Origin of the sequence: Levilactobacillus sp. HBUAS70063, assembly GCF_038374745.1 — a bacterium.
GTDB lineage: Bacteria > Bacillota > Bacilli > Lactobacillales > Lactobacillaceae > Levilactobacillus.
Window position 1 is genome coordinate 174,567 of record NZ_JBANSM010000005.1, and the last position, 18,181, is coordinate 192,747.

Genomic DNA, 18,181 nt, shown 5'->3' on the forward strand with positions numbered 1-18,181 from the left:
AATTATTGGTGATTACTTTCAAACTACTTAAATCCTAATTTATGCGACATCTGTCCAACCGTCGTCGCTCAGATTAGTTCTTCAAATTCTTTTCCCGTAGAATAGCGGCGTTAGATTCAACGCGCTTCTTATTCAGTGGGTAGAGGAACAACATCACTAGCGCGGCCAAACCACAGCAGACCGCTGGAATTCCCGAAGCCAGATAGTAGATGCGGTCAATGACTTGCTGGGACTGCTCCGCCCCACCGGTCGTGGAGGAAACGTACCCAATCATCGTCAGCATGAAGGCCCCAAAGCTACCGCCCAAGGCTTGCGCCACCTTACGGGCAAATGAGTTCACCCCATAGATGGTCCCGTCTTCCCGAATACCAGTCGTCACTTGCTGGTTATCAATCACATCGGTAATAAATGCCCAGACCATCAGGTTGAACATGGCCGCGCCTAAACTACCGAAGAACAGGAAGACCAGATAAACCGTGGCACTACTCGTATGAATGAAGACCAGGATACCGTAGACGATGCTGGCAAAGAACAGCGAAACCGTCGTGACTTCCTTACGACCAAACTTCTTGGTGAAGTATTGGGCGAATGGCGCTAATAGCAGGACCGTCGCAAAGTTAAAGATTAAGGCAATGGACATGGCACTACTATTTTTAAAATAATCATTGAAGAGGTAAGAAATGTTCGTTCCCGATAAGTTTTGGTTAATGACCAAGATGATATCCAAAACCACCAGAATAACCAACGCCCGGTCCGTAAACATATCCTTCAGCACAGTCCCCAGCGGAACCGATTCACTCCGTTGTGTCCGTACCCGTTCGGTCGGTAACTTACTCGTTAAGATATAGCAGCCGAAACCTAAGAGCGCCATGATCGAGGCCACGATCCAAAACCGGACGCCGTCAATCTTCTGTGAAGCACCCACGTACATAAAGATGGGTACCACGAAGCTGACGATGGCACTCCCAGTCGCCGAACCCAGACTCCGCCAAGTCGATAAGGAAGTCTTATCGTTAGGTGAGTCACTAAGCGCGGACGCCATAGAGCCATAAGGAATGTTCACCGTGGAGTAGAAAATCCCCCACAGTAAGTAAGTGACAAAGACGTAAGTAATCTTGAATGGAAACGCCCACTCTTTAACGAATGGCACAAAAACCAAGATTGTCGCGATCAGCAGTGGATACTTGAAACGGGCAATCCACGGAATAAACCGTCCCCGCTTGTGTAACTTACTACTGTCGACCAACCGACCAACAGTGATATCAGCAATGGCATCAATAAACCGGGCAATTAGGAACAAGAGTCCCACGGTTACCCCTGATAATCCCAACACATTGGTGTAGAAGATCATCAAGAAGGTATTCACAACAGCGAATGAGAAGTTGTTCCCAACATCCCCTAAGGCGTAACCAAAACGGTCCGCCCAACCAAACGGTTTTGAACGATCAATACTTGTTTTTTGTGTATCCATTTTTCCAACCTCCGGCAATTTTGCCAAGATAATTTTAAAAAAGTGAGATGCCGCAAATATAGCAAATAATTAGATTTAGATTGAGATTAAGTCCTTAACACTGGATTCAATGCTCAGCTCAATGTCTGAATCGCTTACATTATTAAATTTAATGATCACTTGACGCTTCTCGCCATCGAAGAACCAACCTTCAGTGGCTGCGTTGAACTTATCAAACTTCAAGAATTGAGCCAGTGGCTTGCCCTGCAGTTCGATAGTTAATGGCGCAATGTCTGGGCAGCAAACGCGGAACGTGTACCGCTTCAGTTTGGAATCGTAAGATCCTTGCTTATGCAAGTTAATTAACGTTTGGTGCTGACTTGGCTTAACGGAAATATCCGTGGTCAAGAAGTCCCCTTGCTTGTAACTCATGGTCTTGCCGTCATCTTCGTACAACTGGAAGTCACTCGCCGTGGTGGGTTCAACTAAAACGTCTAAGTTTTCAACGGTATCGTTGTGGATATTCATCAAGCCCTTGCTTTCAGGGATAATGCTCCCCGTCCGTAAGAACATCGGAATGCTCCCCAAGTCGACCGGCACCTCAACGGTTTGACCCCCATTGTAGTAGTGATAATTGGTTAAATCATACCAATCGGCACCCTTTGGTAGGTAAACTTCCTTGGTCGTTTGACCCTTATCAACCACGTTGGCGACTAAGAGTGAAGCCCCCAACATAAATTCGAAGCTTTCTTCAAAGGTCTTCGGATCGTTTTGGAATTCGTAAACCAACGGCCGCATGATCGGTGCCCCAGTCACAGAAGCTTCATGCAACAGTGAGTAGAAGTACGGAATCAATTGGTAACGCAACTGAATGGCATCGCGAATATACTTCGTGTAGCTCGGGTACATCCAAGGTTCCGTGACGGTATTGTCGTCATTGGAGGAATGAATCGAGAACCGTGGCTGGAAAATCCCATTTTGAACCCAGCGGACAAATAATTCTGGTTCCGGTGCCGGTCCATCGAAGCCCCCGATATCACAGCCTTGGTTGGCTACCCCGGAAAGACCCATTCCCAAGATAGTAGGAATGTTGTATTTCACGTTCGTCCAACTCGTCCGGTTATCCCCGGCCCAAGTCTGCGCATACCGTTGAATCCCCGCAAACCCGGCCCGGTTAATCAGGTACGGCCGGACATTTGGATCATAATCGGCAATCGCCTTTTGCGCGGTCTTAGCCATCATGGTTGGCATAATCGGCTTGACCTCACCAATCGTTTGGTGAACGCCATCCGCGTCAACCTTGGCGGCGGTTTCATTAATTTCGTATTCATTGTTGTCGTTCCAGATACTGGTAATCCCGAGGGACAGGAGCTGCTTGGTCATAAATTTCGCCCAAGTCTTCCGGCCGCTTTCGCTGGTAAAGTCAACGAAGTGGGCGGCACCACCCCAGTATTGGTCTTCTTGATCATGCTGGCCATCCGGCGTCTTGATGTAAGCATTGGCGTCGGCAAAGTCTTTCGCATAGGGGTGGGTAATCAGCATCCCCGGCTTAACGTTCGGTGCGAGTAAGACCCCTTTTTCTTTCAACTTGTTCACAAATTCCTGTGGATCTGGGAAGCGTTCTTTGTTCCAGTTGAAGACGTACCGCTTGCCATCTTCACCGGTCGTATAACCGGATGACATGAAGAACCCATCACACGGAATGTCGTTTTGCTTGCAGGTGTCGACGAAGTCTAAAATCGCCTGGTCGGCATCCTTGTCCAATTCCGTGTAGTACATGGTTGACCCCATGTAACCCAACGAAGCCTTAGGCATCATGGCCGTCTTCCCCGTCAGATCCGTGTAGTGTTCCACCACGTCTTTAATGGTTGGCCCGGCGATGAAGAAGACATCTAGATCACCACCATCACATTCGAAGTAGCTGTAACGGTGCCAGTAGTTACTGTGCTCGCTATCCATATCGAACGTTGAGTCATTGGAATTATTGTAGTAAAGTCCTGAAGCGATATTCATTTCACTGTCGAAATCAATATAGAACGGAATCATCTTGTAAAGTGGATCCGACTTAGCCGCGTTCCAACCTAAGGAATCGGTGTTGTGCATCCGCATCCGCCGCTTGAATTTATTCAATTCACCGGACTTTTCACCAAAACCATAGAAGAAATTGTGATCGCCCATCGTACTGTAATGGTATGAGCGACCCAAGTCATCTTGAAGGAAGGCGCGCTTCGGTAAATCCTTATGTAACACGTTGCCCGCCTTATCGAGAACTTCAAACCCAAATGGTTCACGATTAATCTTCAGGGTTAAGTTCTTCGTGGAGACCGAGTAGCTATCCGCATCCTCTTTCAGGTCGAGCGGAAGAGGTTGAACCCGTTCCCGTTCACCGGCCATTAACGAATCAGTCTTATCTGCCCATGCAGTTTTGACCAAAGCATAGGATGCTTCTGGAGCAAATTCGTCCTTGAACGTTCCCCGCATCCGGATAATGTTATCATCCAGCAGGTAAACTTGAAACTGGGCGCCATTGGTCTTAATGGCCAAATAGTCGCCCCGATTCTCCACAGACTGAATCTTGCTGCTTAACTTCATTAATCTCACTCCTTGTCCAAAAAAGCTGTCTTATCTAGTAATCTACTCGCAATCGAAGAATATGTTATCCCACAATTGAAATAGTAATATACCAGTTCTGCCAACACCCATATCTTACTAGTTAGTGAAAGCGCTGTCAACGGACGTTTCGCTTTTCTTGATCACTACTAATAGCTGATTGAACTTTAAAGACCGTCACATCAGCATTTGGAAGAGATAACCGTTCCCTACATTTTCGTAGAATAAATTAATTTATATTCACACAGCGTGAACATCTTTCATTAGCCACGCCTTAGCACGCCCCAAAACTACGACAAAAGTCGACCTATTTTGAGATTGGTTCCCCCTTAGCCACTAGACTTAAATACCAGTTTACTCACGTCATCCTAATTTCTCAAACCAACAAAAAAGCTCAGGCTGCTTGGCCTGAGCTTTCGTCTGCGATGTCATTTAAATTTTTAGGATTACTTGATCTTGTCGACCGCGTGGCCACCAAAACCATTCCGTAGAGCAGAAACAACTTTACCCGTGAAGGTATCGTTTTCCATTGAACGGTAACGCATCATCAGCGCAAGGCTGATAACTGGAACTGGAACTTCTTGGTTGAGGGCTTCTTGTAACGTCCACTTACCTTCACCAGAACTGTGCATCGTTCCCCGAATTTCTTCAAGGTTGGCATCCTTGGCGAAGGCTTCTTGAGCCAACTCCATCAGCCATGAACGAACCACAGAACCGGAGTTCCACAACCGGGCAACGGCTTCGTTATCGTAGTTGAAGTCACTGTGTTCCAGAACATCAAATCCTTCACCGATAGCTTCCATCATCCCGTATTCAATACCATTGTGCACCATCTTCAAGTAATGGCCTGAACCAGCAGCGCCGGTGTACAGGTAACCATTTTCTTGAGCAATGCCTTCGAAGACTGGCTTCAACGTTTCAAAGGCTTCCGCACTGGTCCCACCAATCATGAAGTTTCCATCATGCCGGGCACCAGATTGACCACCAGACGTCCCACAATCGAAGAAGTTGATACCTTTGGCTTCGGCCTTCTTGGCGTCCTCAACGGAGTTCTTCCAGAAGGAGTTCCCGCCATCAACGATGTAATCGCCGGCAGTCAATACCTCTGTCAACGTGGCAACAGTTGATTCGGTTGGCTTGCCAGCTGGCAGCATCAACCAAACAATCTTAGGAGAAGGCAACTTGCTAAGCAAGTCGTCCAGTGACGTAGCAGGTTCTGCGCCGAATCCGGCAACTTCTTTAACAAAATCTTTGTTCAAATCAAATCCAACAACTTCGTGACCGTTGTCCATCATATTTTGAGCTAAGTTGCTACCCATCTTACCTAATCCAACTAATCCAATCTTCATGGTATAAGTTCCTCTCTGCTTGAAAAAAGTAATATATCAGTTAACGATTCTTATTATATGAAAAACTTTTACAAATTTCAAGCAGTTTTTGAAAATAAATCATCAAAACTAACGATTTATTCCTTTGGTGCGCGTTTCCGTTGATATTCTGCGATACTGTCGTACTCAGTTTGTAACTTCCGGCCGAGTCGGATGTAGATTGGCATGATTTCCCGGTAGTTTTCGAAAGTTTCTGGGTTTGGCTTGTACGTGTTCATCTTCCCGATAAACTTCTTAACGACGGACAGGTCGTCGGCTAAGCCCAAACTAATCTGCGCAATCACCATGGCACCCAAGCAACCACTTTCGAAGGCTTCTGGAATGGTAACGGGTTCTTCGAAGATATCCGCCAGCATTTGCCGCCAGAGTGGTGACCGGGCAAACCCACCGGCTGCCAAGATGGCCGTTGGTTCCATGGCTTCCTTCAAGGCCAACTCAACGGTGTAGAGGTTGTATACAATCCCTTCCAGAGCAGCCCGAACCATGTGTGAGCGGTTGTGTTGCCGGGTTAACCCAAAGTAAGAAGCCCGAGCGTTACCGTCCCAGATAGGGGCCCGTTCACCGCCCAAGAATGGGTGGAAGATCAGGCCGTCGGAACCGGCTGGGACCTTGCTGGCAATCTCAGTTAATAGATCGTAAGGGTCCTTGCCTTCCTTCTTGGCTTGCGCCTTTTCGGGAGCAAAGAGGTTGTCCCGAACCCAACGGAAGACAATCCCCCCGTTGTTCACTGGGCCACCGATAATCCACTTACCCTGCATAACGGGGTAGCAGTAAATCCGGCCTTTAGGGTCGATTTGCGGCTTGTCCACGAAGGTCCGAACCGCACCGGAAGTCCCAATCGTCACGGCAACTTCACCCTTGTTAATGGCGCCCAAACCGATTTCAGAGAGGGCCCCATCGGTACCACCCATGATGAATGGCGTGTCTGCGGAGAAACCAATCTTCTTGGCAATCTCTGGGTGCAGGCCCTTCATCTGATACGTGGTGTCCACGAGTTCTGGCAGTTGGTCGCGGGTAATCCCGGTCAACTTCATGGATTCTTCGTCCCAGTCCATCGTGTGGATGTTGAACAGACCGGTAGTTGAAGCCATGTTGGTCTCTTCTTTAAGTTGACCAAAGTACCGGTATAACAGGTATTCCTTCAGGCCAACCCAGTATTGGGTCTTTTGGTAAATGTCGGGATGCTGTTCCTTAATCCACAGTAACTTGTAGACGACACCCATGGGGTGGGTTGGTAAGCCGGTCCGCTTGTACAGTTCCAGACCGCTTCCATCCTTGGCCATCCGGGAAGCCACCTTTTCAGACCGATTATCGGCCCACGTAATGGCCCGCGTGGTTGGCTTGTAGTCCTTGTCCATCCCCACCAGGCTATGCTGTTGGGTCGACCAGGAAACCCCTAAGATCTTCCCTTCCTTAGGATCGGCCTTGGCCGTAACTTCCTTTAAGGCTTCGACAGAGGCATCAAAGATGACGTCTGGATCTTCTTCAGCCATGTCGGGGTTGTCTTGAATCAGGGGGTACAGCTTGTTGGCGTAACCGAAGATTTCCCCGTCAGTATTGTACAGAACGGCTTTGGTACTCGTGGTTCCCACGTCAATTCCGATTAAATAATCCATAATTTTTCAACTTCCTTTTATTTTGGCGATTTTTGGCTGCTTGCTTTAAAATATCCGTGCATCGTATGTCGCGTTAGGCTATAAACGGGGCCACGTGCCCCCAATTAGCAGCACATGGTCCCGTTCGGCCTGTTTACTAGGCTAAAGTACTTGTTAATTCACGAACCAACGGCTTGTTGGCAACAATATTCTTCACATCGCTGACACACTTTTCACCCATGCCGTGCAAGCATTCGTAGGTGTAAGCAGAGGTATGTGGCGTCAATAAGACGCGGTCGTTTTGCAGTAATGGTGAGGTTGCCCGAACTGGTTCCACTTCAACAGCGTCGGCAGCGTAACCGGCAATCTGGCCAGACTTGATCCCGTCTAAGAGGGCCGTTTCATCAATCAGGGCACCCCGAGCGTTGTTGCACAGGTAAACACCCTTCTTCATCTTGGCAATCTTCTTGGCGTCGATTAAGTGGTAGTTGCCATCGTTCAAGGACGCGTTCAAGGAGATGTAATCCGCCTTTTCCAGCAACGTATCCAAGTCAACGCGTTGAACGTTGTGGCTCTTCAACCAGCCAGCTGGAGCCTTAGGATCTGGGTCATTGACCAGGATTGGGCCACCAAAGACACTGAACAATTCGGCTACTCGGCTACCGATGTTCCCACAGCCGATAACCCCAAAGGTCTTGCCGGATAATTCATTACCCATGAATTCGGCCCGGTCTTCGTAACGGTCATCACGTTCGCGTTCTGCGGATTGAACCGTCCGCCGTACCAAGGTCATCAAGTTAGCCAATTCGTTTTCGGCAACGGAGTCACGTTCAACCAGTTGTGGCACAATGGCAACCTTCGTCCCATGTTCCTTGGCAGCTTTGATATCAACGTTGTTAAAGCCAATACCGTGACGAGAAATCAGTAAGGTTTCGTCTTTGTTGTCAAAGAATTCCTTGTTAAACATTGGCGTAACGGAAGCAATGATAATGTTGTAGCCGTTTAATTCCTTGGCTAATGACTTACCATCGATGTCAGTTGGCAGCATGAACCGCTTAACTTCACCGATTTCTTCGATTTGCTTCCAGTGTTCCTTGAAGACTTGTCCAAAACTACTTGAGTTAACCACCGCAATTTTATATTGTGCCATTTTCCAAAAACCTCCAAAATAATTAAATTCAAATTCAATCTTACACCCGCCCCCGCGAATATGCGTATAATGTTGATATACATATCCTAGGAGGCTACTTCTTTTATGAAAACTATTACCATTGATTTCGTCCGCCACGGGCAAACCATCTTCAACACCATGGATAAACTCCAGGGTTGGGCGGATTCACCGCTGACGGCTGACGGTATCGCCACGGCCGATCAAGTCGGCCAACTGCTCAAGGACACCCGCTATCAAAGCTATCATGCATCGGACCTCAAGCGGGCAATCGATACGGCCAAACACATCATTCAACCGAATCGTTTCCTCCAGGCCGAACCGGAACAACACGAAGATTTTCGTGAAGTCTTCTTCGGTTCGTACGAGGGCCTGGACTTTCACCAAGCCTGGATCGCGGTCGGTGAGAAACAACACTTAGGTTGTCGCACTCAGGCCGAAATTATCCAGAAATACTCGTTTGATGCCGCCCGTGACGCGATGCACGCCGCAGATCCCCGCCACCTTTCGGAAGACGGCGCCACGTTCAGTGCTCGCGTCGATCGTGGCATTCAGGAATTACTCGCCGAAGCCCACGATGGCGACCGTTTACTCGTGGTCACCCACGGGACCTTGATTCGCTCGCTGGTTCTGCGGTACGGCCCGGACTTTGACGCCCTGACCAACTACCCGGCCAACGGTGGCATCACCACACTGGTGGCCCAAGCCACTGACGGTCAGCGTTTTACCGGTAAGGTCACGGCCTACAATCGGTTAAGTTAGTCCTTAACGTGGATGTCGTAAGCCATCGTTGCCGTTTGACCAGCAGCGACATGGTGATTACCTTCCTTAGTGCTCAGCTCACGCAGATCGCCGGAAACATCAGGCAACCCGTTGAATGGTTCAACACAGAGGAATGGCGCGTTAGCCCCTTCCTTGGTCCACAACGTGACGTAGTCAAAGTCCTTTACATCTAAGGTAATGGACTTGCCACTAACCTTAGACCGTAACGTCACATGTTCTAATCCAGGCGCACTCAGGATAATCAAACCATCGTCAAACATTGGATAGTTCAAATCAATCACGCCATTTTCATTCTTAACCGGCAAGCTCTTGCCGCTACGGAATGGATTTGGCGTTTTTACGATCTCGAAGTGGGTTAAGTCTTGTGGCGCCGGCGTTAAGGCCACTTGATAGTCCGTAAATTGTTCGCCATCTGAGAATGGCACGTTGAATGCCGGATGGGACCCCAATGAGAAGGAAAGATCCTGGTCATCGTGGTTTTCAACATCGAACTTCAAGTTCAAGCCATCAGCCGTTAAGCTAAACGTCACCCGTAGCTCGAAATCAAAGGGATACATTTTCTTCGTCTCGTCAGTTGCACGGGCCGACAGGGTCACTGCCGAGTCGGTTTGTTTGGCAACTGCAAACGTTAAGCCGCTGACAAACCCGTGTTGAGGCATCTCGAATTTTTGACCATCAATCAAGTAACTGTCCTCATTCGAACGACCAATTGCCGGGAACAATACCGGCGCATGCTTTGGCCAAAGATCGTTATTCCAAATTAAATCACGACCTGTCGTTTGATCCACAAAATGGGTTAACTCGGCGCCAACTTCATTAATCGCAACCCGAAAGCGACTATTTTGAATGGTGATCATAAACTTCTCACTCCTCGTAAATTCTGCGTGACGATCGACAATTTATTCTTTATTTAGCGTGCTTAGCTAAGGCATCTTCAATCGTCTTAACGATAGCACCCTTGCCAGCAATCATTTGGCTGAAGTAGTTTTCAACCTTTTCACCTAAACCAACTGCGTAAAGGTCTTGGCCAAAGATAGACGTGTTAGTCAAAACGTCCTTCAAGTGGGCGTGGACATCGGTTGGTTCACCCAACTTGATGTCGCCAACATACTTCTTCAAGTCATCCATCATTGGATCTGGACTTGGTTCGAAGGCTTCACCCTCATCGTTAACAGCCATCAGGTAACGGAACCAGCCGGCAATCGTCAATGGGATGAATTCCAACGTCGATGGATCGAAGCCGTCGCGGTCAACGTATTGCTTGATCGTTACCCCGTAACGCACTGGAATCTTTTGTGACGTATCGGTAGCAATCCGTTGTGGCGTATCTGGAATGTATGGGTTAGGCAAACGCTTCGTAACCAATTGGTCAATGAATTCCTTAGGGTTGATAACCTTAGGATCCGTTACAACCGGTAAGCCTTCAACGTAACCGATTTGCTTGATAACACCAACCAGGTCATCGTTTTGTAATTCGTCAGAAATTGACTTGAATTGCAGAACACTACCGAAGATTGCTAAGGACGTGTGCAGTGGGTTCAAGCAGGTCGTAACCTTCATTTCATCCGCTTCACCAACCGTCTTACGATCAGTCATGATCACACCGGCATCTTCAAACTTTGGCCGGCCATTCGGGAAGTTATCTTCAACGACCAGGTAGTGAACCTCTTCAGTGTTGGTGAATGGGGCAATGTTGGTGTGCTTTGGCGTGTGAATAATCGTGTGGTCTTCGAAGCCAGAGTCTTTCAACTTAGCACTAACAGCTTCGGATGGGTTTGGCGTAATCCGGTCGATCATGGACAGTGGGAAGCTAATCTTCTTGCTGTCTTGTAAGTAGTCTAAGAAGTCTTGGCCCACAAAGCCATTTTCTTTCCAGCCCTTGGCAATCGTCAAGACACTGTCCTTTAACTTGTCCCCGTTGTTGGAGAAGTTATCGGTGCTCATCAAGGTTAATGGCGTTGCGCCGTTTTGGAAACGACCCAGTAATAAGGAAACTAAACCAGCCATGTTGCCCTTAGGTGCTTCAGGACCAGCAGCCAAGTCAGCCTTGGTGATGTCGTTTAAGTCACCGGCAACCGTCTTTAAGTTGTAGCCTTTTTCAGTAATCGAGAAGGAAACCACTTGTAATGAAGGTGCCTTGAAGATTTCTTGCATCCGTTTCCAATCAGCTTCACGAGCTGGCGTAGCGAACAATGCTTCGGTTACAGAAGCAAACAAGTCCTTATCAAAGTTACCGTCGGCCTTCGTCACAACCCGTAAAATCCGGTCGTTGAAAGGCTTGTAAACACCGTCGACAACTGAGTCATCGTAAGTATCGGCAACGATAACACCAGAGTCCAATTCGCCTTTTTCAATTAAAGTGTTCGCAATGGCGGCGTGGAACGCACGGAACAAGTTCCCCCCACCAAAGTGAACCCAACGTGGGTGTTCATTCGTTGCTGTCCGCAACTTTTCTTGATCATAAGTAGGAACCGTAATCCCGGCTGCCGCAAAAGCTGCCTTGTTATTTAAGTAATCATCCGTTAGTTTAACCATCTGAAACCGCCCTTTCGTATTGTCAAAGTATCGAACTGTTAAATTCAACTAATGGTCGAACAATCAGCACCGCCCAACTAATATACTAGTATGACAGTGTAACCGATTTCATAATACAATATTATCAGAAATTGTCAACCTTTTTGCCAGCGTCAAAATATCATTCAATGCACGTGTGACACGGTCTAATAGGAAAAAGTAAAGATTTCCCAATTTCTGAAACTTTTTTCGATCCCGTCTATCTAATACATTAGTTATGTACACCGATTAAGTTAGCGCTACCATTCCGATGGATAGTGAAATGTTAACGTGAACATTGCGTACAGTCATAGTATATCACTTGATATAGAATCTTTAAATCCCTAACTTTGACTTCCCGACAAATAAAAACGCGAAAGCCTATGCCTCCGCGTTCCATTCCGCCTTATACTCCGCTAAAAAGTCCAACATGACTTGTTGGCGATGTTCGGCTAACTCTTTGGCCGCTGACGTATTCATCAGGTCCTTTAACGTCAGCAGCTTTTCATAGAAGTGATTGATAATCGTTTCGTTATTTAAATTACGATATTCGGCGTGGGTCATCTTGGTTCGGGGCTGAACGGCTGGATCATAAATTTTTTCACCGAAATGACCGCCGAAATAGATGGCGCGCGAAATTCCAATGGCGCCAATCGCATCAAGCCGATCGGCATCTTGAACAATCTTGCCTTCCAATGGTAACGGCTTGGCGGTGCCATCAAGAGTTTTATGGTAAGACATGTTATCCATGATTAAAAAGATCGTGTCGACTTGGTCCGTGGTAAATCCTTGTTGGGTCAAAAAATAACGAACTTCCCGACTGGCCAGATCGGTATCGGCCACCAATTTTTCATCGATCACGTCGTGTAAGTACGCCGCGGTCACCGTCAGCAAGCGATCGGCTTCCGGGTAGCGCCGGACCAAACGATCAGCCAATCCCACAACGCGCTGAATGTGATCAAACCCGTGGCCGGTCTCGTCATCCCCCATCTTGGACTGTGAAAATTGTTTAACTGCGGCTAAAACGTCTACATCTGCCATACTAGTTTGCTCGCTCCTTCGTCGAATCTTCGTCATCCTGCAGTGGATTGCCAATGAAGCCATAGAAAAATAGGTGCATCAGTTGATCCGCATAATATTTGTAAGTCTTAGCGTCCCCAATCATGGGATGACTGCTGGGTGAACTAAAATACTGCACGTACATGTCCAAATACATCATCAAGGCTTCATCGGAAAGCATGGGACTAATCATACCGGCTGCCCGGCCCCGTGCAATCACACTATCCCAGAATTTCGCCTTACCTGCTTGGTAGGCCTGCTGCGCCTCATCATTACCTAGGGCCCCGCGCAAGTCATCGGTCACAAACTGATAAAAGTCGTCGCTCATTTCACCGGCGTACCCCGTCTTCGTCGTAATCATGAGCTGAATGAGTTCACGGAAAGAACGCGTATGATCATCAACCATCCGCTGATAGGCCGCATAACCCTGAACAATCATGTCCAAAACAACCTGATGGCCTAACACCAGTTTGCTATCAAAATATTTGTAAAGGGTTACCTGTGAAACATTCGCTTCAGCCGCCACATCCTTGATATGCGTGACTTTATAACCATCCCGCATAAAAAGTTTAGTTGCCGCCTTAAGAATATTCTGTCGCTGTCGTTGCCGCCGTTCTTGATTCGTCGCCACGCGCTTCACCACCTTTTTGCAATAAACTTCTGTTACTTATTCTATCATATCTCATTTAGGAAGCGTTTTTAACTTTAGTGAACTTTTTTCAAAAAATAGTTCACTTTTCTATTGACTTCCACTAGTCAGGGGCTTACGATGATAGCGAATTTAGATACCCGTGAGGAGGGATTTCAGATGACAGCAACTCCAGTACTACAAATTAACCATCTTCAAAAAAAGTTTGGGCGCTTTCAGGCTTTGAAGAACATCACCTTCAGCGTTAACGCCGGTGAAGTCTTTGGATTTATCGGTCCCAACGGTGCGGGGAAGTCAACGACTATTCGAGTTCTGCTCGGTCTCATTCGCGCAACAGGCGGTGATGCCACCATCTTCGGCCAAGATGTCTGGAATGACAGTGTCGCTATCCATAAGCGCCTGGCTTACGTCCCCGGTGACGTCTACCTCTGGCCCAACTTAACCGGTGGTGAAATCGTTGATCTCTTACTCAAAATGAATGGCTCAAAGCACTCTCAGCGGACCGATGACTTAATCAAACAGTTCGGTCTCGATCCGACTAAAAAGGCCCGGACCTACTCAAAGGGAAATCGCCAAAAGGTCGCCTTAATTGCGGCACTATCTCAAGAAGCCGATTTCTACATCTTTGATGAACCAACTTCTGGCTTGGATCCCCTCAACGAACGCCAATTTCAACTGGCCGTCCTGGAACTCAAGCGCCGGGGGAAGGCCGTTCTCCTCTCCAGTCATATTCTTTCCGAAGTTGAACGCATGTGCGATCGGATCGCCATCATCCGCGAAGGCAATATCATTGAAACGGGGAGCCTTGCCGAAATGCGCCACCTCAAACGGACGGTCATGACCGCCACGTTGAAGACGCCCATCGACCTCACCCAGTTAACGGGTGTCCACAATGTTGAAGCTGGCCACCATCCCAACGAATGGCAGTTCTCCGTGGAGGCTAAAGCCCTGCCCGCCGTCATGTTGGCCTTGACCGAGCACCACATTATGGCGCTACAGAGCACGCCGCCAACGCTGGAGGATCTCTTCATGCACTACTACACCACGGAAAAGGAGTGAGGGACATGACATCTCGCTTTGCCCGCACGGGTCGCTTGACTGGGCTTGCACTACGCCGCGACCGCTTTCGGATTTTCATCTGGGTCCTCATTCTCGCCGGTTTAATGGTTGGTGTGGCCTTTAAGTTCACCGATATTTTCGGAACACAACACGAAATCGCGGCAATCAAGGATACCCTCAAGAGTCCTGCTATGGTGGCCCTGTTGGGGGCCTTCAAATTCAAAAATGACCCTTCCACGGCGCAGATCTTTTCAACGGAAATGGTCGTCTTCATGGCCATTACCCAAATTATCATGAACTTGATGTTAGGAATCCATGCCACTCGGGGGGAAGAAGACCAAGGCATTACCGAACTCGTTCGTTCCCGTGCGGTTGGTCAGCTAGCCCCCCTCTGTGCCGCGGCACTAGAATTGGTCTTGGTCAATGCCCTAATTACCGTAATCTACGGCGTCGGCTTAGGCTTTTCCAACATGCACGGTATTACAACGGCCGGCAACTGGGCCGTGGCGCTCGGGTTAGCGGCCGTTAGCCTGGTCTTTGGCCTGCTGGGGCTGGTGACGGCGCAGTTGGCCGACCACTCGGCCAGTGCCACCGGATTGGCTTACCTGTTATTTGGACTGACCTACATTGTCCGCATGGTCACCGATATTCAAAATCCCGACTACACGTGGTGGTCACCCTTGGGTTGGGTAGAAAAGATTTCGCCCTACTACCACCCCAACTGGATACCGATTCTGCTGGCTTTGTTCACCGGCCTGGTACTCTTTGGCCTTGCGGCGCTGATTAACTTACACCGGGACTTAAACGCCGGCGCCATCGCTACCAAACCTGGTCGGCGAACCGCATCCGATTTTCTCCGTGGTCCCGCATCGCTACTCTGGCGGCGCGAACACAACGTTATCATTGGCTGGATTGTTGGCCTAGCCATTTTGGCCATGACCTACGGCAGTATCTACAATAGCGTAGGCAATATGCTGAAAACCAACCCGACCATGCAACAGGTTTTCGGTGCCAACGTTGTGCACGAAGCGAATCACGCTATGCTGGTGAGTTTTACCTCTACTTTGGTTATTCTGATGGCGGCACTGGCTGCCGTCCCGGGTATCCAGCTTATTTACAAACTCTACAGTGACGAAACGAACGGTTGGCTAGAATCACTCTACGCGCGGCCCCTTTCCCGGACGCGACTATTCTTCAGTTACGTTTGTACGGGACTGCTCACCAGCGTCATCGCTTACGGTGTCGCGATCAGTAGTTTAATTTTTGTGGGCAATGCCACCTTGAGTCACCCCAAAGATGGACTCACGGTCTTCGAGTTTTGGCAATCCATTTGGGGACAACTGCCGGCAATTTTGGTCTTTATCGGCATTGCCACAGCCATCATTGGCTGGTGGCCACGAATTAGAAGCCTTAACTGGCTATACTTGGGCCTTGGTTTTATTTCAATCTATATGGGTGGTATGCTAAAACTTCCCAAATGGGCGCAACATTTGTCACCACTTGGCTGGATGAATAAAGTTCCCAGTCACGATGTTGAGTGGTCCAACTTTAGCTGGCTCATCCTTCTAAGTCTTGGTCTGATTCTCCTTGGTTGGTGGGGTTACCGGCGACGGGATCTGCACATGAGCTAACCTTTCAATGAAACGGCATCCAATTACGGATGTCGTTTTTAATTTGTAGTCTTAGCATACGAGATTTTTCCACGAATTACAAGTATTAACTATTAATAATATTATTTATAATTTGAAATTAACAGACTTGTCGCCGTTAACCACTGTTCATCAACAAATTCATTTCCAGGCATGACGTCTAAACCGCCAAAAAGAATAATCAAATTGTTGTCGTATTTCGTTGACCGTTCCGGTATGCTAAAGTCATGCCGAGCCGCAGAAGTTTTCTTGGCGCCACGTTAGTTTTGGCTAATTTAAAAGGCCCGCCATTACGCGGGTCCTTCCTCTATTCTTGCGTTAACCGGGCAACATCGCGAACAATCATGAGTTCCTCATTGGTCGGAACGACGAGCACCTTCACGGCATTGCCGTCCGGGCTAACTACCCGTTCCTGTCCTCGAAAATCGTTCTTTGCTGGATCTATAGCAATGCCCAGGTAGGCTAGCTTATCGGCAATTGCTTGCCGCATAGCAATCCCATTCTCGCCAGAACCGGCCGTAAAGACCACGGCATCCACCCCGCCTAGTTCGGCCACGTAGCTTCCCACGTAGCGCACCACGCGATTGACAAACATGTCCAAGGCTAACTTGGACTTTGGCCGCTCCTCCTGCGTCTGTTCGAGGTCCCGCTGGTCCGGCGAAAGTTCCGAAATCCCCAACAGTCCAGAGTGGTGATTTAAGATCCCAATCATTTCCGGCATCGTTTTATGTAATTTCTCAGCCAGAAACGCCACCAATGACGCATCAATATCGCCGGAACGTGTCCCCATCATAACTCCGGCCAACGGCGTGAAACCCATTGAGGTGTCTAATGCCCGTCCGTGGTCAAATGCCGTAATCGACGAACCAGACCCCAGGTGAAGGGTAATCAGCTTCAGATCAGCTAAAGGGCGCTTTAATAGTTCCGCCGTTCGCGCCGCCACGTAGCGATGACTCGTCCCATGAGCGCCGTATTTACGGGCCCCAAATTTTTCGTAGTACGCATACGGAATGGCATACAGATAGTTAACCGTAGGGAGTTGCGTGTACAGGGCGGTATCAAATACGGCAACCTGTTGCGCGTGTGGCAGGAGTTGTGCAAATACCTCAATGTAGTAGGCCTGTACTGGATTGTGCAGCGGCGCATAATCCTTCAGTGCCTTAATCTGCTTCAACACGGTCGGCGTAATCACCGCGGAGTCCTTAAAAATCTCGCCGCCCGCCACCACGCGATGGCCAACCCCGGTAATCTCACGTAAATGTTGCAGAATCCCATATGATTTCAACCGCGTCAGCACCATCGCCGCTGCCAACTTATTCGTAATGTTATCTTGCGTTTCCGAATACTTCTCCCCGTTAGCCAGTTTTACTTTAAAAATCGATCCCGGCAGGTTCAGCCGATCAACGAGTCCCGATGCAATCACCCGTTCTTCGGGCATTGCAAATAGTTGCCATTTTAGGGTCGAACTTCCCGCATTAATTGCCAATACTTTTGCCATGATACGCCTCCCACTCTGTTGTTGATCACAGTTTATCGGAGTCCGGAACCGTTTACAATCAAAATGACGCACAATATTTCGGCGTCCTTTAGCCACTTCGCCGATCCGCTGAGGCAATCGCTAGGTGTTAACACCCAGCTAGCTTCGCACATAACCGCATGCCATTAACCAGTCACCCTAATTAGACGAAAAGGCCTCCACGGTAACGTTAACCACCATACCAGCCTCATGCTCCTTAAAATAAAAAATCCGCCACGCGTCACCTAAGACGTGTAGCGGAAAACTCATTTACATCATGATAACCAACTTAGAACCAGCCCCAGGATAGCCAATGACGCTTGGCCTTAACCCACGAGCCATAACGACTGTGAGCGTACCTATCCGCCGTCTTTTCTTGATTAGCCTTACTATAATCACCCTTCAAGTATGAGCGGGTCAACTGATACTTCCCGTAATACCGACCATTGCTAGCACGGTAATTACCGCCAGACTCCTTATTGGCAATCCAGGCCTTGGCCCGTTTTTCCTTCTTGGACAGGGTGCAAACGTACTTAACGCTAGCTTCCGCAGTGGTACTCGTGCTAGCAACCGTGGCAACGCTAGGCAGGATCATCGAAACTAACATTAACATAACCATGAACAGTGACTTTAGCTTCAACGAAATCCCTCCTAACGAATTTATTAAGAATAGCATAACGTTGTTAAGTTACAGGAAAGTTG

The 18,181-nt window shown here is 48.4% G+C and carries 14 protein-coding genes; 3 read left to right on the forward strand and 11 right to left on the reverse strand.

From position 1 onward, the window contains the following. Window positions 1-73 precede the first annotated feature (73 nt). The 5 genes from V8I28_RS09320 to V8I28_RS09340 all read right to left on the reverse strand — a co-directional run bounded on the left by V8I28_RS09320 (window position 74) and on the right by V8I28_RS09340 (window position 8,193). The gene (locus V8I28_RS09320) at window positions 74-1,471 is read right to left on the reverse strand and encodes an MFS transporter (protein WP_341779850.1); all 1,398 of its coding nucleotides are present in this window, start codon (window positions 1,469-1,471) and stop codon (window positions 74-76) included. 75 nt (window positions 1,472-1,546) lie between these two features. After that, window positions 1,547-4,042 (reverse strand): TIM-barrel domain-containing protein, encoded by a 2,496-nt coding sequence (locus V8I28_RS09325; protein ID WP_341779851.1) that lies wholly within the window; start codon window positions 4,040-4,042, stop codon window positions 1,547-1,549. A 464-nt stretch (window positions 4,043-4,506) separates the two neighbouring features. After that, a complete protein-coding gene (gene gnd / locus V8I28_RS09330) occupies window positions 4,507-5,409 on the reverse strand; it encodes a phosphogluconate dehydrogenase (NAD(+)-dependent, decarboxylating) (RefSeq protein ID WP_341779852.1) in 903 nt (300 codons plus the stop codon). A gap of 116 nt (window positions 5,410-5,525) precedes the next feature. Then, entirely contained in the window at window positions 5,526-7,064 is a 1,539-nt protein-coding gene (gene gntK, locus V8I28_RS09335) for a gluconokinase (protein ID WP_341779853.1), read from the reverse strand. Window positions 7,065-7,200: 136 nt separating this feature from the next. Continuing rightward, window positions 7,201-8,193: a D-isomer specific 2-hydroxyacid dehydrogenase family protein gene (locus V8I28_RS09340; RefSeq protein ID WP_341779854.1), complete on the reverse strand. Its 993-nt coding sequence runs from the start codon at window positions 8,191-8,193 to the stop codon at window positions 7,201-7,203. A gap of 105 nt (window positions 8,194-8,298) precedes the next feature. Between V8I28_RS09340 and V8I28_RS09345 the strand changes: the two genes are divergently transcribed. Next, on the forward strand, window positions 8,299-8,973 hold the full coding sequence (locus V8I28_RS09345; protein WP_341779855.1) for a histidine phosphatase family protein: 675 nt from the start codon (window positions 8,299-8,301) through the stop codon (window positions 8,971-8,973). On the opposite strand, the gene V8I28_RS09350 is transcribed toward V8I28_RS09345, so the two are convergent. From V8I28_RS09350 to V8I28_RS09365, 4 genes are all read right to left on the reverse strand, one after another. Continuing rightward, on the reverse strand, window positions 8,970-9,851 hold the full coding sequence (locus V8I28_RS09350) for an aldose 1-epimerase family protein (RefSeq protein ID WP_341779856.1): 882 nt from the start codon (window positions 9,849-9,851) through the stop codon (window positions 8,970-8,972). The two genes, V8I28_RS09345 and V8I28_RS09350, sit on opposite strands and share 4 nt — an antisense overlap. A 49-nt stretch (window positions 9,852-9,900) precedes the next feature. Continuing rightward, the gene (locus tag V8I28_RS09355) at window positions 9,901-11,529 is read right to left on the reverse strand and encodes a mannitol dehydrogenase family protein (protein ID WP_341779857.1); all 1,629 of its coding nucleotides are present in this window, start codon (window positions 11,527-11,529) and stop codon (window positions 9,901-9,903) included. A gap of 399 nt (window positions 11,530-11,928) precedes the next feature. Then, window positions 11,929-12,588, reverse strand: a complete 660-nt coding sequence (locus tag V8I28_RS09360) for an HD domain-containing protein (protein WP_341779858.1) — start codon at window positions 12,586-12,588, stop codon at window positions 11,929-11,931. A gap of 1 nt (window position 12,589) precedes the next feature. After that, on the reverse strand, window positions 12,590-13,237 hold the full coding sequence (locus V8I28_RS09365) for a TetR/AcrR family transcriptional regulator (protein WP_341779859.1): 648 nt from the start codon (window positions 13,235-13,237) through the stop codon (window positions 12,590-12,592). A 177-nt stretch (window positions 13,238-13,414) separates the two neighbouring features. Here V8I28_RS09365 and V8I28_RS09370 point away from each other — a divergent pair, with 177 nt between their 5' ends. After that, window positions 13,415-14,314: an ABC transporter ATP-binding protein gene (locus V8I28_RS09370; protein WP_341779860.1), complete on the forward strand. Its 900-nt coding sequence runs from the start codon at window positions 13,415-13,417 to the stop codon at window positions 14,312-14,314. 5 nt (window positions 14,315-14,319) lie between these two features. Beyond that, window positions 14,320-15,945 carry an ABC transporter permease gene (locus V8I28_RS09375; protein ID WP_341779861.1) on the forward strand — a complete coding sequence of 542 codons (1,626 nt, stop codon included), beginning with the start codon at window positions 14,320-14,322 and terminating at the stop codon, window positions 15,943-15,945. Window positions 15,946-16,270: 325 nt separating this feature from the next. On the opposite strand, the gene V8I28_RS09380 is transcribed toward V8I28_RS09375, so the two are convergent. Both V8I28_RS09380 and V8I28_RS09385 read right to left on the reverse strand, forming a co-directional pair. Further along, a complete protein-coding gene (locus V8I28_RS09380; RefSeq protein ID WP_341779862.1) occupies window positions 16,271-17,461 on the reverse strand; it encodes an acetate/propionate family kinase in 1,191 nt (396 codons plus the stop codon). Between the two features lie 307 nt (window positions 17,462-17,768). After that, complete coding sequence (locus tag V8I28_RS09385; protein WP_341779863.1) at window positions 17,769-18,119, reverse strand: aggregation-promoting factor C-terminal-like domain-containing protein; 351 nt, start codon at window positions 18,117-18,119, stop codon at window positions 17,769-17,771. Window positions 18,120-18,181: the final 62 nt, after the last annotated feature.

Coding starts and splice junctions, on each gene's coding strand:
- V8I28_RS09320 (WP_341779850.1), bottom strand. CDS start 1,471: ATGGATACACAAAAAACAAGTATTGATCGTTCAAAACCGTTTGGTTGG.
- V8I28_RS09325 (WP_341779851.1), bottom strand. CDS start 4,042: ATGAAGTTAAGCAGCAAGATTCAGTCTGTGGAGAATCGGGGCGACTAT.
- gnd (WP_341779852.1), bottom strand. CDS start 5,409: ATGAAGATTGGATTAGTTGGATTAGGTAAGATGGGTAGCAACTTAGCT.
- gntK (WP_341779853.1), bottom strand. CDS start 7,064: ATGGATTATTTAATCGGAATTGACGTGGGAACCACGAGTACCAAAGCC.
- V8I28_RS09340 (WP_341779854.1), bottom strand. CDS start 8,193: ATGGCACAATATAAAATTGCGGTGGTTAACTCAAGTAGTTTTGGACAA.
- V8I28_RS09345 (WP_341779855.1), top strand. CDS start 8,299: ATGAAAACTATTACCATTGATTTCGTCCGCCACGGGCAAACCATCTTC.
- V8I28_RS09350 (WP_341779856.1), bottom strand. CDS start 9,851: ATGATCACCATTCAAAATAGTCGCTTTCGGGTTGCGATTAATGAAGTT.
- V8I28_RS09355 (WP_341779857.1), bottom strand. CDS start 11,529: ATGGTTAAACTAACGGATGATTACTTAAATAACAAGGCAGCTTTTGCG.
- V8I28_RS09360 (WP_341779858.1), bottom strand. CDS start 12,588: ATGGCAGATGTAGACGTTTTAGCCGCAGTTAAACAATTTTCACAGTCC.
- V8I28_RS09370 (WP_341779860.1), top strand. CDS start 13,415: ATGACAGCAACTCCAGTACTACAAATTAACCATCTTCAAAAAAAGTTT.
- V8I28_RS09375 (WP_341779861.1), top strand. CDS start 14,320: ATGACATCTCGCTTTGCCCGCACGGGTCGCTTGACTGGGCTTGCACTA.
- V8I28_RS09380 (WP_341779862.1), bottom strand. CDS start 17,461: ATGGCAAAAGTATTGGCAATTAATGCGGGAAGTTCGACCCTAAAATGG.